Annotated in this window: 13 protein-coding genes; 3 read left to right on the forward strand and 10 right to left on the reverse strand. The window is 46.9% G+C overall.

What is annotated here, in order from left to right; translation table 11 throughout:
* Nucleotides 1-85: 85 nt before the first annotated feature.
* From ACAN55_RS18085 to ACAN55_RS18095, 3 genes are all read right to left on the reverse strand, one after another.
* Nucleotides 86-1,414 carry a type 2 periplasmic-binding domain-containing protein gene (locus ACAN55_RS18085; protein WP_379135897.1) on the reverse strand — a complete coding sequence of 443 codons (1,329 nt, stop codon included), beginning with the start codon at nt 1,412-1,414 and terminating at the stop codon, nt 86-88.
* A 123-nt stretch (nt 1,415-1,537) separates the two neighbouring features.
* Nucleotides 1,538-3,181, reverse strand: coding sequence for a response regulator transcription factor (locus ACAN55_RS18090; protein WP_379135899.1), 1,644 nt, complete (start codon nt 3,179-3,181; stop codon nt 1,538-1,540).
* A complete protein-coding gene (locus ACAN55_RS18095) occupies nt 3,174-5,042 on the reverse strand; it encodes a sensor histidine kinase (protein ID WP_489685777.1) in 1,869 nt (622 codons plus the stop codon). The genes ACAN55_RS18090 and ACAN55_RS18095 overlap by 8 nt, the downstream gene beginning before the upstream one ends.
* 140 nt (nt 5,043-5,182) lie before the next feature.
* Here ACAN55_RS18095 and ACAN55_RS18100 point away from each other — a divergent pair, with 140 nt between their 5' ends.
* Nucleotides 5,183-6,073, forward strand: a complete 891-nt coding sequence (locus ACAN55_RS18100; protein WP_379135902.1) for a carbohydrate ABC transporter permease — start codon at nt 5,183-5,185, stop codon at nt 6,071-6,073.
* Nucleotides 6,073-6,906 carry a carbohydrate ABC transporter permease gene (locus ACAN55_RS18105; protein ID WP_379135905.1) on the forward strand — a complete coding sequence of 278 codons (834 nt, stop codon included), beginning with the start codon at nt 6,073-6,075 and terminating at the stop codon, nt 6,904-6,906. Before ACAN55_RS18100 ends, ACAN55_RS18105 begins: the two co-directional genes overlap by 1 nt.
* Before the next feature lie 504 nt (nt 6,907-7,410).
* Here ACAN55_RS18105 and ACAN55_RS18110 read toward each other — a convergent pair.
* From ACAN55_RS18110 to ACAN55_RS18130, 5 genes are all read right to left on the reverse strand, one after another.
* On the reverse strand, nt 7,411-8,436 hold the full coding sequence (locus ACAN55_RS18110) for a CapA family protein (RefSeq protein WP_379135909.1): 1,026 nt from the start codon (nt 8,434-8,436) through the stop codon (nt 7,411-7,413).
* Nucleotides 8,437-8,530: 94 nt separating this feature from the next.
* Complete coding sequence (locus tag ACAN55_RS18115) at nt 8,531-9,187, reverse strand: class I SAM-dependent methyltransferase (RefSeq protein WP_379135912.1); 657 nt, start codon at nt 9,185-9,187, stop codon at nt 8,531-8,533.
* A 147-nt stretch (nt 9,188-9,334) separates the two neighbouring features.
* Complete coding sequence (locus ACAN55_RS18120; protein WP_379135914.1) at nt 9,335-10,369, reverse strand: SDR family oxidoreductase; 1,035 nt, start codon at nt 10,367-10,369, stop codon at nt 9,335-9,337.
* A 23-nt stretch (nt 10,370-10,392) separates the two neighbouring features.
* Nucleotides 10,393-11,244 carry an NAD-dependent epimerase/dehydratase family protein gene (locus ACAN55_RS18125; protein WP_379135916.1) on the reverse strand — a complete coding sequence of 284 codons (852 nt, stop codon included), beginning with the start codon at nt 11,242-11,244 and terminating at the stop codon, nt 10,393-10,395.
* A gap of 88 nt (nt 11,245-11,332) precedes the next feature.
* Complete coding sequence (locus ACAN55_RS18130; protein ID WP_379135919.1) at nt 11,333-12,271, reverse strand: aldo/keto reductase family protein; 939 nt, start codon at nt 12,269-12,271, stop codon at nt 11,333-11,335.
* 161 nt (nt 12,272-12,432) lie between these two features.
* On the opposite strand from ACAN55_RS18130, the gene ACAN55_RS18135 reads away from it, so the two are divergent.
* Nucleotides 12,433-12,777, forward strand: coding sequence for a winged helix-turn-helix transcriptional regulator (locus ACAN55_RS18135; protein WP_379135922.1), 345 nt, complete (start codon nt 12,433-12,435; stop codon nt 12,775-12,777).
* A gap of 129 nt (nt 12,778-12,906) precedes the next feature.
* Here the strand turns inward: ACAN55_RS18135 and ACAN55_RS18140 are convergent, their stop codons facing one another.
* On the reverse strand, nt 12,907-13,641 hold the full coding sequence (locus tag ACAN55_RS18140) for a ThuA domain-containing protein (protein WP_379135925.1): 735 nt from the start codon (nt 13,639-13,641) through the stop codon (nt 12,907-12,909).
* 148 nt (nt 13,642-13,789) lie between these two features.
* Nucleotides 13,790-14,032: a hypothetical protein gene (locus tag ACAN55_RS18145; protein ID WP_379135927.1), complete on the reverse strand. Its 243-nt coding sequence runs from the start codon at nt 14,030-14,032 to the stop codon at nt 13,790-13,792.
* Nucleotides 14,033-14,040: the final 8 nt, after the last annotated feature.

Raw genomic sequence — 14,040 nt, forward strand, 5'->3', positions numbered from 1 at the left:
GCCTCCTATCATCGTAGTTATCTTAACAAAAAGGGCATCTCTCCGGCACAAATCTACCGGAGAGACACCCTTCGTTCGGATCAGCTTATTGTGCAGCAGAACCAAATTGAATCCATGCTTTTTGAATTTCATCGATGGCTTGATCTTTGGATTTGCTGCCGCCGATATAAGCCTGCATCAATTCACCGAATTTTTGGTGGAAGGTATCCAAAGAGTAGTTGACGGACAGATCACCAGATGCTTCAGTTTTAAGGATTTCTTCCATTTCTTTAGGCATTTGCAGGTCTGGAAGCGGTGCATCCTTGATTGGAGGAATAACCTTTGCTACGGTCGAGAACCAGTTCTTGCCGTATTCGGAAGTGTACAGCCAGTTAAAGAATTCGATGGTTTCAGCGGCTACTGCGGAATCTTTGTTAATGCGCAGTGCTTGGTCCGCACCCGTAATAATCATGGACTGTTCAGCTTTGTCACTGACTGGGTATCCCATAATACCGAGGTCAAAGTCAGGTGTGATTTTCTTGATTGCTTCCTCATCCCACGCGCCTTTACCTGTCATAAACGCTGCTTTGCCAAGGGCAAAGTCACTAACTTCTGCATTGCTGTCGCGTTCAAGCGGCTTGTCTGTTCCGTGTTTTACGGTTGTATCTACAAAGTTGAAGAAATTAGTGTACAGTACCGGATGATCTTTGAACGTTGTTTTGCCGGCGATGAAGTCAGCAACCAATGTTTTAGCATCTGTTCCTGCGTCCTGAGCAGCAGCATCAATGAAATGCTGGAAGATATGTTTCCATACCCACCACTCTTTGTAAGCGTTCGCAAAAGGAGTAATTCCCTTAGCTTCCAGCTTCGCGATCGCATCATCCATTTGAGCAGTCGTTTTTGGAACCTCTGTAATTCCGGCATCTGCCAAAAGCTTCTTGTTGTACATCAGGACGAACAAGTTGCCTTTAACGGGTAATCCGAGCACTTTACCGTCCGAGGAGCTCATATTGGAGCGAACCGCGTCAGTCATTGCTGCAGCAAGAGGCTCATTGGTCAGATCAGCACTGTATTCGGCAAAAGTATCAATATCTCCGCCGGCAGTCGTTTGGAACACGTCAGGCGTACTTCCTGCGGCGATTCTGGATTTAAGAACTGTATTGTAATCGGCTTGCATGATTTCCAGGTTAATGGTGACGTTAGGCTTCACTTTCTTGTACTCGGCAATATAAGCGTTGAAAGCATCTGTGTACTCCGGAGAAGCAGTGAACATATTGATCTTCACTTCTTTAGCAGTTGGTGTATTGCCACCCGCATTACCGGCTCCATTGTTGGCTGCCTCGTTATTTGCGGCATTATTACCGCCACAACCGGCCAGTAGTCCACCAACAAGCAGTAGGCTGGTCGATAGTGCTACGATTTTTTTCTTGAACATGATGTTGCCCCCTTCTTCTCATGCGTCTTGTACTTCTGATGTCCATATTAAAGAAAAAGAAAAAGGATAAGAATGTACATAAGTGAACTTATAAGGGTAAAAAAGTGTGCTCCTGCAATGGCATCACTTTTCTCCCCCTGAAAGCTTCAACCGATATTCCGAAGGTGAACATTCATAGTAATTCCGGAAAGCCTTGCTGAAATAATTCTTATCCTTATAGCCCAGCATCTCGGAAATATCCTGAATTTTGAGCGCGGGATCATTCAATAAATCCTTTGCTTTATCCATTCTCACCTTCTGTACATACTCATGAATGCCATAGCCGTATTGCCCTTTGAACAGCTTCATGAGGTACTCCCGGCTCAGGAAATACTTGTCCGTGAACATGGATATTTTAATATTCTCGAAATAATGATTGTCGATATACGTTTTAATATTCTCGAGCACACTGGGGCGGTCTCCCGCAAGCGTCTTGCCGATTTCTGAACAGTATGTATCCAGGATCTGGCTAAGCAAAGCTTCAAATTCTCCAAAGGTGGCAAAATCACTGCTTATTCCCATACCGCGCAGTCCCCCGTCCTCGCCGATCCGTAAACGCTCCAAAGGAACATTTAGTCCCGAAGCAATATCACTCAGTAGGATCGTGAACTCATGCAGCGTCCGGTCGGCTTCACCGATACTGAACCGTTCTGAAGTGCGCCAAATTTTAGTGGACTCAAGCAGGATGCTTTTGGCATGACTCAGATTTCCGCTTTCCAGTGCATTGCGGATTAAAGGCATCCGGCTGGTCAGTGAAGGATTTTCTTTGGACGGTGTCTTGTCAATACTTCCGGTCACAATGGCACCCTTCAGCTTTAATAGATCGATTCCATCAAGCGCATTTTTGCCAGCTTCGTAGGATTTGGCAAGCTCCATCACATCTCCATAAGGCTGGCCAAGGCCTCCGGCAATGGTTATGCCGAATAGCTCATTCAAGGTAGAGGCTACTTTCTTCATGTGATATAAAGCGCGGAAAGCGGCATCTTCGCTGTAACCACCCTTCAGTGTGAAGATTGCGACATATTCCCGCTCTCCTTTTGGGCTCAGGAAGCTGAACGCCTGGAACTGACTATCACTGATTTCATTAATGACATTGGTAACTGCAAAATGCAGCAGCTCCCTGTCCTCATGAAACCTACCTCGCCTCACCTGCTCCAAATTCAGCACACGCAAAAGCCCCGCAACAAAGTGATTTCCCGGAGCATCCGCTCCGATTAGCGGCAGAAATGCTTCGTTGGACTGGTTCTTGAAGCTACGCTCAATGATGGATACATACATCTTTTCTTTTAGCTTCGGCAGTGACATGTTGAGCGTAATGTTTCGGCTGATAAATTCACTTTCTTTCCTACGCTTGGCCTCAAGAATATCAATAGCCTTACGCAGCGCGGCATTCAGGTCAGTACGGTTAACCGGCTTCAGCAGGTAATCGACCACCTTGGAGCGGATCGCCTGACGTGTGTATTCGAAGTCATTGTATCCGCTGATAACAATCGTCAAGAGCTCAGGAAATTCCTGCTCCACAATCTGCAGTAGTTCACTTCCGTTCAGCTCGGGCATTTTCATATCTACAATCGCAAGGTCAATTTTTTCCCTCCGCAGAATGTCCAGACCGGCATTACCGTTAGTCGCTTCCATCAGCTCATCAACACCGAGGCCTTTCCAATCTCCCAGAATCGTGATTGCCTCACGAAGTGGTTCTTCATCGTCTATAATGAGCACTTTATACATGGTGTATTCCTCCCCGGGGCAGCAGCATGTCCATCTCCGTTCCGCCTGAATCACTTCGGATCAGTAGTGCAGCTTCTTCTCCATACAGAAGCTTCAGGCGGGTATTCAAATTCTTGAGTCCTATGCTCTCATTCTCACTCTCTTCCATGCTGGACTCTTCCACTTCCTCCCACTCGGTCTGAAGACTGCCGAGCACCTGCTCCAGCCGCTCCGGAGTAAACCCCGGGCCATTATCCTCGACGGTAATGACGGTGAAGCTAGAAGTAATATGCGCCTTGATTGTAATGGTTATGGTGCTTGATACCTTCTCCAGCGCGTGCTTAATACAATTTTCCACCAGTGTTTGTATAGAGAGTTTGGGAATTTTAAGTTCCATTAAGTCGTCATTCCAGTCAAATACAACCTGCATTCTTCCCCCAAACCGGGCTTTTTGCAGGGCTAAATAACGTTCGATATGTTTAAGTTCTTCTCTGGCATAAACCACATCCTTGCCGCTGATGCAGTATCTAAGAGTTAAGGCCAGATTATCAACCATATCGGCAATTTCATCATTATTGTTCTTTAGGGCTTTCGTCGAAATGGCCTGCAGCGCATTGTACAAGAAATGAGGATTAATCTCTGCTTCCAGCGCTTTTAAGACCGCATTCTTCTCGACAATCTTCATTTTGTAGCGTTCATTGATCAGATCATTGGTCTTCTCCACCATCTTATTGAAATGCCGTGACAGATAGGCAATCTCATCCTTACCCTTCACCTGTGCTTCAGCGTCAAAGCTCCCTGTACTGAAGCGCTTCATCTGCAGTGACAGGTTTTTAAGAGGATTCGTTATTTTGTTGGAAGTGAAGCTGACTAGTATGACAGAAACAATCAGGAAGATCAGCCCGATCAGAAAGTTCAAATTCCGTGTACGGTTGGCGGCTTCATAAATCTCCTTATAAGGAATGGGCTTAATCAGCTTCCAGCCCTCCTGCTTGCTTACATCATAGATCACCAGATACTTTTGCTCTTTATCCGACCAGGTAAAACGGCCGCTCCCGGCGTCAAGGTTCTTGAGCAATCCCGCCTGTACATTTTCTTTGTAGAATTTAGGATCATCGACATAAAAAGGCTCCTGATCCGGACTAACGTACATCAGATGCTGTCCGCTGCTGAACGGAATATCCTTCATAATCCCGTCTTTTACAGACGAGTTGAAATAAAGCGATAATACCGCCTGAGGCTCCCGGGATACAATCGACCGGAACAGCCTGTGATAGCCCATAAAGCTGTTCTCTCTATTAATCGGATAATCAGCTTCTCCTACAGTGGTAATTCCACCTTTAACAAAAGACTGGTACGAACGGTTATACGGACTTTCCATCGCGCGCTGATACCAGGGCAATTGCTCTATCGAAGGGTGCTCGGCCACCCGGACAGTAATGTTATAATTCTCTTTCGTTACGGCATAATATTTATGCTCCTTGATGATATACAGGTATACAGCCTCCAGATCACTCCGCGAGAAATAGAGATTCTTCAGGTAATCCTGAACATACATCTTGGAGGAATAATCTTCAGACTCATGCAAAATCGCATAAGTAATCTCATCGTAGGAGATTTGCGGCAGTGACAACTGTTCAATTCCATCCAGGTAACTCTCCAGATTCCTCCCTACCAGAAGCAGGTTGTTGCTTGTGCTGGCAATGCTGTTGTTCACGGATTCTTTTTGCAGCATGCCATATGAAATGAAGGTCAAAGAGGTCACGACCAGGATAATAATGAGCGTAAATAGCAGGATCAGCTTGTTCACCAGCCGGCGTGACACGGACTCGAACAGATGTTGAAACGGCCGAAGCAGATACTTTTGAATGATAGCGGACAACCTCCCTGGCGATAGATTCAGTTCACCTTTTTACCCCTAACTGTACTCTTAAATCCATTTGTGAGTAAAGAGGACTGCTCTATAATACTCCATATAGAATAAACCATTACCCCACCCTAATATCAAGAAGAGGTGCATCCATGTTAAAAACTCTGGGCAGAAAATGGCGCGATAAAATAGAATTCGGCATTTTTACCCTGCCGGTTCTCATCTGTATCGCCGTAGCATTCTACATTCCGTTCTCGATGACGATCCGCTATTCCATGACCAAATGGAACGGGATTTCCAAGCATCCTAAGTTCGTAGGACTGGATAATTTCAAGCAGATCTTTACAGGAGACACTAATTTCGCGGATTCCGCATGGTTTACGATAAAATATGCCGTGCTGTATATCATCCTTGTCAATGTACTGGCGATTCTGCTGGCTGTTGTTCTGGACATGAAGCTGAAGACATCCTCTTGGCTTCGTGCAGCCTTCTTCGTCCCGTATATTCTCAGTTTGGTCATTGTCGGCTTCATCTGGAAATTCATCTTTATGCAGGGCTTCAGCTCTTTAGGTGAAAGTACCGGCTGGGGAATATTTGATCTCAGTTGGCTTGGAACGCCTGGATTAGCCTTTGTTTCGATACTCGCCGTCTCCATCTGGCAGTCCATCGGTTTTTATCTCGTTATTTACATCGCAGGTCTGCAGTCCGTACCGGAAGATCTGAAGGAAGCCGCTACCGTTGACGGTGCAGGTCCTTTCCGTAAGTTCTTCAGCATCACACTGCCGCTTCTAGCTCCATCGGTTACCATCTCGGTGTTCATGGCATTGACGAATTCCATTAAAGTCTTTGACGTGATCCTGTCCCTTACCGGCGGCGGACCTGGCGGAACCACTTACAGTATTGCTTATGATATTTACCGTGATACCTTCCAGAATAACTTGTACGGCTACGGTACGGCGAAAGCACTTATCCTATTCCTTGCTGTTCTGGTCGTTACCGTCATCCAGTTAACATTCTTCAAACGCAGAGAGGTGGAAGCATAATGAAATCACAAGGCAGAGCAAGCCGCATCCTCATAGAAATCGTTATGGTACTCCTCTCGCTATTGTTCCTGTACCCGTTGTTTCTAACAGTAATTAATTCTTTCAAAAGTTTTGGCGAGGTAATGACCGACGTCATCGCCCTCCCGAAACATCTCGTATTCAGCAACTATTCTTATGTATGGCAGTTCATCAACTATCCGAAGCTGTTCCTGAACAATCTGATTATTACTACGATCGGGCTGCTCGGAATTATCCTCATCTCCTCCATCGCTGCTTACAAGCTGGCGCGGACCAAATCAAGATGGAGCGGAGTGATCTACTTCCTGTGTATCATGCCGATGCTCATTCCTTTCCAATCCATTATGTTAACCGTAATGCAAATGGCAAAAGGAATTGGTTTGTCGGAGAGCACCTGGGGGCTGGGCGTGTTGTACTGGGGTTTTGGCGCTCCGCTGGCGGTGTTCATCTACCACGGGTTCGTTAAAGGTATTCCGGTTGAAATTGATGAAAGTGCCACCATCGATGGAGCTTCGGGATTCCGCTTGTTCTTCAGTGTCATCTTCCCGCTGCTCAAATCGGTAACGACTACGATAGTTATCATCGACGTGATGTGGATCTGGAACGACTTCCTGCTCCCGCTCCTCATGGTTAATGGTTCGCCGGATACCAAGACTCTAACCTTGGCGGCTTATACCTTCGTCGGTCAATATACTTCCGATTGGCAGTATGCGATGACGGCCATGGTAATGGCTGTACTACCATCCATTATCGTGTTCATCTTCCTGCAAAAATATATCGTTAAAGGTGTTGTAGCCGGGGCCGTTAAAGGCTAAGGTGGCAATTAAAGAGGGAGTCCCGGAAGCCAACTCATGGCTTTTGGGACTCCCTTGTTTTTTGTTACTGGATCAACTCTAGCACTTGTGGCGGACGCTCCGGGAACGGAACGTTGTTCCAATCGCTGTGCTCTCCAGATTTTTTTCATTCCCTTTAGCGGTGAAAATCCGGAGAAGCATATGCTTCCGGAGCGAGCTTTCCTCCGGAAAGCTTTCGGGCGACCGCTGCCGCTTTTCCACAATCAGTCCGTCCTCTCCGCTACTTTCGGCGGAACCATTTGAAAATCTTCTCCACACCGTTGGCGAAGCGACAGCTACCAACTTCAAATGCTCCACAAGTCATTATTTACGCTATACTTAGCGAATCGCTAGGGATCAAAAAAGAAAGCTAGCGTGTCTCCAATACCCTTGAGACACGCTAGCTTTTTAGCTTTTTAGCTTTTACAGCTTTGAAGTACAGAAGGCCGTCTCATTCTTGAAAAAATAAATCAGATGTTCTCCTGTCTACTCCTCGCTCACGACTCCCTTGGAATCGATCTTCGCGTTATACGATAACTTATTCATGAGCTTTATCGTTTCCTGATTATATTTGTCACTCATAAAGTTGGGCTGGCCGGCTAGAATCTTCACCGGGGTAATCCTGCTTGTTACCTTACTACCCTCGATTTCAACATTCAGCAGCATAGAGTTCAGCGTCTTGTCTCCCCCGCGGGTAGAACGGTTGAACACGAAATTTCCCAGGGAATAATAGATTGGCTTGTGCTTATAGAATTCAATTCCCATCAGAGAGTGGCTATGAGCTCCCACAATCATATCCGCTCCGCTGTCGATTATCTTCTTGGCAAGCTCACGTGAAGATTTCTCCGGATAATCCATGAACTCCACATTCCAATGAATATATACAATCGTGAAATCATTAGCTTTAGACGATTTCTTAATCTCCCCCAGCATCGAGTCCAGTCGATAGGCCGATGCGGCACCCGCGCGGTTAGCATCCGCTTGCCAGGACGGATCAGAGAATACGCGGCTAACGCCAATTACGGCTATTTTCTTATTTTGGACAGTTTTAATATACGGAGTGAAGGCAGCGGCACTATTCTTACCTGCTCCTGTGTGACCAAGCTTATACTTGTCAAGGTGAATGAGGGTATCCAGCATCCCTACGGGACCATAGTCCAGAATATGATTATTCGCTAGGGATACTCCATCGATTCCGGCATACACAAGACCACCCAGCGAAGCTGGTTTGGAGCGGAAGACAAACATTTTATCAGAGGGCTCGCCCCGGACCGTTACGGGTGTCTCCAGATTAACGAAGGCCATATCCGCCTTTTTAAGGGTGGTTTCCACCTTAACAAAAGGATAGTTCACTCCATATTTATCAATCTGATCACCGACAAAACCGTCCAGCAGGACGTCGCCGGCAAATGCCAGCGTTATTGCTCCAGTAGACGTTTCGGAGCTGCTTGCCATCAATGGTGCAGGAACCGCACAGCAAAATATCAGTACAAATAAAATTAATTTACGCATGATTTTCCCCATTTGCGAGCATTTTTTCTTATATTACTATAAGGATATGAGAGTTTCCAAATATTATTTAGAAAATATTAGAAAATCATTACTCTTATATTATTTTTTTTAAAATGGCCCGGAAGCAGTTGAGACCGCCCCATTCCCCGGAATAAACTGCATTGTCCGGAAGTCTAAAGTCTGTCTCCCCCCAATATACGAATCCGGCATGCAGGAGTAGTTCATTTATTGACGGCAAACTCACTGTCGGATAACCAAAGGTAAGCACCAGTAACCCTTCTTCATTCAGCGTTCTATGAAATTCCTTCAGAACTGCCGCGCTTTCCTGTAGAGAAAGATGCTCCAGGACGGAAATGCAGAATATCGTATCAAAGCTTTCATCCGCATAAGGCAGCGAAGTAAGATTGGTATGTGCCAGATGCAGATTATCGCTCCAGCTCTGAACAACTTCATGAACAGCGTCCACTCCGATGTCTTGAGCAATTTCTGATAATACCGCCTCCCTCGACAGGATACGCCGGTCCACATCACAGGCATATACCTCTTCGCAGATCTCGGCAAGATAGAATTTCAACGGATGCGAAATACCGCAGGTTGCATCCAGCACGGTATCATGCGGTGAGATGAAGTTTATGCACCACTCATATTCATAGGGACGGCTCCACCAGGATTCCGGCAGTTGGTACACCAGCTGTTCTCGCCTTGCATCATCATTGACAAAGAAACGTGATACGTACGGATGGGTCGGCATGGCCAGGTCTCCTTTATCAGGGAATTCGGTAGTGAGAGTATATTCGTAATTCTGTGTTTCATGCCTCTCCCTGAATAAGTGAAAAGGCTGTCCCATAACCCTTTTACGGATTAGGACAGCCTTGTGAAATGAAGTACTTTTAAACCCTTAAGCCTTATAGCTCACATACGTAGAAAGCGGCTTCGGTTCGATGCCATGTGTGCTGATCAAGAGATCAAGCAGCGCTTCCCATTCCGGATCAAGTCTACACTGCTCAGGATGGTTCTCAAACCAGGCAATCGTCTGCTTGATTCCCTCAGCGAAAGGAACAACCGCCTTATAGTCAGGAACGAGACGTTTGATTTTGGAGTTATCGAACACACTGCTCACCGACTTGTCTCCGATCAGCCCGTCAGCCGTACCTGGAGGCGCATAGGCAGCGATGAAATCCGTAGACATGTGCACTACTTGTGGCTCCCTGCCTGCTGCCTGGCCAATCGCGGCATAAATCTGATGCCAGTTCAGCACTTCGTCCGATGTAATATGGATTGCTTCGCCGATGGCCTCGGGATGTCCAAGCAGTCCAATAAAAGCCTTTGCAAAATCCGTATTGTGAGTGAGAGTCCATAGTGACGTTCCATCACCATGAATAACGATGGGCAACCCTCTACGGATGCGATCCACCAAAGACCAAGGTAATTCCCAGCTCGTAAGACCTCCTGGAATAGAAGTATCTCCGTATGTATGGGAAGGCCGGACAATCGTTACCGGGAACCCGCTGCTGCGGTATGCATTCATCAGCAGCTCTTCACAGGCAATTTTGTCACGTGAATACTGCCAGTACGGATTCTCCATTGGAGTCTCTTCAGTTACGATATAATGCTGTTGCGGCTTCTGGTAGGCGGACGCGGAGCTGATGAACACATACTGCTTCGTCTTCCCCGTAAACAACGAAATGTCTGTCTGAACATGTTCCGGTGTAAACGCAATCCAATCTACGACAACATCAAATTCATATCCCGCAAGCACCTGTGCGGATTCTGCCTCATTGCGGATATCCCCACGGATTACATGAGCACCTTCAGGGACCCATTCATCCCGCAGTCCTCTGTTGAACAGGTACAATTCAATGCCGCGTTCTACGGCAAGTTTCGATACTGCCTGACTGATTAGTCCGGTTCCGCCAATAAATAATACTTTCATCGGGCCATACTCCTTTAGGAAATCTATTGGTTTCTAACATAATTACGCCAAACATGCTTAGGCTGCCAATTCAGCAGTCTTTTGGCCTTTGCATTGCTGAGCAGAGTTTCATGGCCAGTAAGCGGCTCACGGAAATCCGTCACTTCCGGATAACGGGCTTTCATCAGCTCTCTGCTGCTTACAGCCATGCTGGTATCATCTGCGGCGATATTTACCGCCACTGAACCCAGGTCCTCAGCTTCTACCGCCAAGCGACAAGCCTCTGCAACATCCCGTGTGTCGATATAACTCCATAGTATCCGGTCCCGCTGCGCAGGATCATGAATAAATGAAGGGAATTGTTCATACACCGAAGGATCGATTACATTGCCAATCCTCAGCGACACGATCTGCATTCCCGTTCTGCGATGGAACATATCGGCTGTCAATTCGTTGACAACCTTTGATAATCCATAGCTGTCTTGTGGTAACTGCGGATGCTCCTCATCTACAGGCACATACATCGGTCCGAATGGATGCTCTGCGAACACAATGCCATATGATGATTCGCTCGATCCGATAACCGCTTTGCGAATGCCGAGACCGGCCGCAGCCTCAAGGATATTGTAAGTAGACATCACATTATTCTGATAAGTCACTTCACTGGTCTTGATGTGAGCAGCGGGAATCGCAGCCAAATGCACAACAGCCTCTGCCCCAGCCAGCACACTGTATACTTCACCCAGATTATTGAGATCTGCAATGAGGGTAGGTGCCGCTGATTCCTGTGGCTTATGTGTATCCACATTCACCACTTCATAACCTTGTTCCACGAAATGCCGGACTACCCATTTACCGAGCATTCCGCTGCCTCCGGTAACTACTACTTTCGCCATGATCGTTGCCTCCATTTACTGTGAGCCGAAGTTAAACGTATTGAAATGAATGTACGGAATTTCGGCCGCTGTTGACTCCTCACAATAACTACGCCAAAATATCTTCAATCGCTTGAAGTATCTCACCGCTCAGTTCAATGCCTGAAGCCAGAACATTCTCTTCCACCTGCTGAGGTTTGCTGGCGCCAACCAGTGCACTGGCCACATTCGGTTGTCTGAGAATCCAGGCCAATGCCAACTGCCCGACCGTGATGCCAAGCTCAGAAGCCACCTTGCTGAGCTGCTGTACTTTTTGGATTTTATCTTCAGTAATCCCGTTTCGTACCCATTCCAGTCTTGCTGCACGGCTTTCTGATGGAATGTCGGACACCGAAGAGTATTTACCGGTTAAGAGACCTTGGGCAAGCGGTGAGAACACAACTTGTCCAATGCCCTTGCTCTCGCCAAGCGGAATAACCTCTTTCTCAATGTAGCGGTTAAACATATTATACACGGGCTGATTGACCACAATCCGGTCCAGTAAATAACGGTCCGCTACCGCTAAAGCTTCTGTCATTTGAGCCGCAGTCCATTCGCTGACACCGATATAGAACACCTTGCCCTGGCGGACCAGATCATCCAGCGTACGCAGTGTTTCCTCAAGCCGGGTCTCTGGATCAAAACGGTGGCAATACAGGATATCTACATATTCGGTGCCCAACCGCTTCAAGCTCGCATGCATCTGTTCGGTAATATGTTTACGGGAGAGACCCCGGTCATTCGGACCTTCGCCCATATTGAAGAACACTTTCGTCGCCAGCACGTAAGATTCCCGCGGATACGCGCGCAGCGTTTCTCCCAGAAGTCTTTCAGCTGCACCTTTTTCATAGACATTCGCTGTATCAAAGAAATTGACTCCCAGACTATAAGCGGTTTCAATCGCTTTGACCGCATTTTCTCGTTCCACATAACCACCATAGGTCAGCCAGCTGCCCAAACTGATCTCACTGACTTTTATTCCGCTTTGACCAAGTCTTCTAAATTCCAAGTTTCTTCCTCCTCCGGAATGGTTTGGATCTGTGATGTACGTTCCTTTTCATTCTAGAAGAGTTTATATATAATTTAAAGAAGTGAAAACATATTCATTATATTATACATTTTATACTTGCTATACTTAGGTATAGTAGAATTTGTGCAGGAGGAGATCACTTGAAAGCAGCAGAACGTGCCGATAATTATACCCCAAAGATCCCCGTCCATATTGAATGCAGTGTTGAGAAAACACTGGATGTTCTTGGCGGCAAATGGGCTTTCCTTGTGCTGAGGGAGCTGTTCGAGGGCACCCGGCGTTTTGGAGAACTGCAGCGTAATATTGCCGGTGTCAGCCCTCGGGCACTGACCAATACGCTCCGCCATCTGGAGGACCAGGGAGTGCTTGAACGGCACGCTTTTCCGACAGTCCCCGTTACTGTTGAATACAGCCTTACACCAAAAGGTGTGGATCTTCATCAGATTCTGAAGGAAATGAAGCTTTGGGCTGCAAAGTGGACCTAAAGCAGGCTAACCTCTGAGAGTTACCCTCTGACCAAAGTAAAATCAAAACGCCGGACTGCATACAGACTGTTGTGGGATAAGCCCCGATCCAACCTGTTCCAGTTCCGGCGTTATGTTTATGCTAGGATATCAGTGACTGGTTACCGCACCCGCAGGTGCAGTACGTCCGTAGACGGAAGTTGCTCCCGCCACCGGTGCTGCCCAGAATACAGAGTTCGCTATAACTTGTTTAATCTCCGGCTGATGGTAGACCGGGAACGTCTCATGTCCGGGTCTGAAATAGAACAGCTTGCCTCTTCCCCGTCTATAGCAACACCCGCTGCGGAAGATCTCCCCGCCTTCGAACCAGGAGATGAAGACCAGCTCATCCGGAGCCGGGATTTCAAACCGTTCCCCGTACATTTCCTCGCGCGGAATTTCAATGTACTCTCCAAGACCGCTTGCAATCGGATGGCCTGGCTCTACGACCCAGATCCGTTCAACTTCACCGTCATCCCGCCACTTTAGATCACCGGTATTCGTGCCCAGCAACCGTCCGAAGATTTTGGAAGCATGACCTGAGTGGAGCACAATCAGTCCCATACCATCCAGTACGCGCTGCTGCACTTTTTCCACGATATCATCACGTACCTCATGATGGGCCATATGTCCCCACCAGAGCAGCACATCCGTGTTCGCCAGCCTTTCATCGGTCAACCCGTGATCCGGTTCATCCAGAACAGCGGTAGCAACTTCAAGCTCTTCAAAAGTTGAAAGATGATCGGCAATCGCCATATGAATTCCCCGGGGGTATATAGCTGCCACCTGCTCATTCTGTTTTTCATGCCGGTACTCATTCCACACCGTTACTTTAATCTTAGCCAAAGTGGTTAACCTCCTGTTGTTCGTACTATTAAATTTCTATTTCCTCATTGCTGCAGGATACAATGTTGCCAGTAATGAATTAAATAGCCCGTAATCCCAACGCCCAACATTATAACATAACTGTGTTGTTTTGATTAATCGGTTGTACTTATTTATCGATCAAATCAATATCATCATGACGAATATCAATAGGCTCACCGTTTGCTTTAACTAGACTGATTTGCATAGGCGAAATGCTCAGACTTCCACCACTCACTAGCACATAATAATTCTCATCCACTTCATATTTACGGATATATAAGCCTGAGCCAATGTCTTCATAAAGATAGACGTCAAAATCCTTCCATGTTAAATCCTCACCCTTTCGTGCCAGCTCGCGTATATCATCCATTGTCAATT

This window comes from Paenibacillus oryziterrae, from assembly GCF_042610485.1.
Lineage (GTDB): Bacteria > Bacillota > Bacilli > Paenibacillales > Paenibacillaceae > Paenibacillus_AQ.

Excerpts from the sequence above, each read along its gene's own strand:
- ACAN55_RS18085 (WP_379135897.1), bottom strand. The coding sequence starts at position 1,414 with ATGTTCAAGAAAAAAATCGTAGCACTATCGACCAGCCTACTGCTTGTT.
- ACAN55_RS18090 (WP_379135899.1), bottom strand. The coding sequence starts at position 3,181 with ATGTATAAAGTGCTCATTATAGACGATGAAGAACCACTTCGTGAGGCA.
- ACAN55_RS18100 (WP_379135902.1), top strand. The coding sequence starts at position 5,183 with ATGTTAAAAACTCTGGGCAGAAAATGGCGCGATAAAATAGAATTCGGC.
- ACAN55_RS18105 (WP_379135905.1), top strand. The coding sequence starts at position 6,073 with ATGAAATCACAAGGCAGAGCAAGCCGCATCCTCATAGAAATCGTTATG.
- ACAN55_RS18110 (WP_379135909.1), bottom strand. The coding sequence starts at position 8,436 with ATGCGTAAATTAATTTTATTTGTACTGATATTTTGCTGTGCGGTTCCT.
- ACAN55_RS18115 (WP_379135912.1), bottom strand. The coding sequence starts at position 9,187 with ATGCCGACCCATCCGTACGTATCACGTTTCTTTGTCAATGATGATGCA.
- ACAN55_RS18120 (WP_379135914.1), bottom strand. The coding sequence starts at position 10,369 with ATGAAAGTATTATTTATTGGCGGAACCGGACTAATCAGTCAGGCAGTA.
- ACAN55_RS18125 (WP_379135916.1), bottom strand. The coding sequence starts at position 11,244 with ATGGCGAAAGTAGTAGTTACCGGAGGCAGCGGAATGCTCGGTAAATGG.
- ACAN55_RS18145 (WP_379135927.1), bottom strand. The coding sequence starts at position 14,032 with ATGGATGATATACGCGAGCTGGCACGAAAGGGTGAGGATTTAACATGG.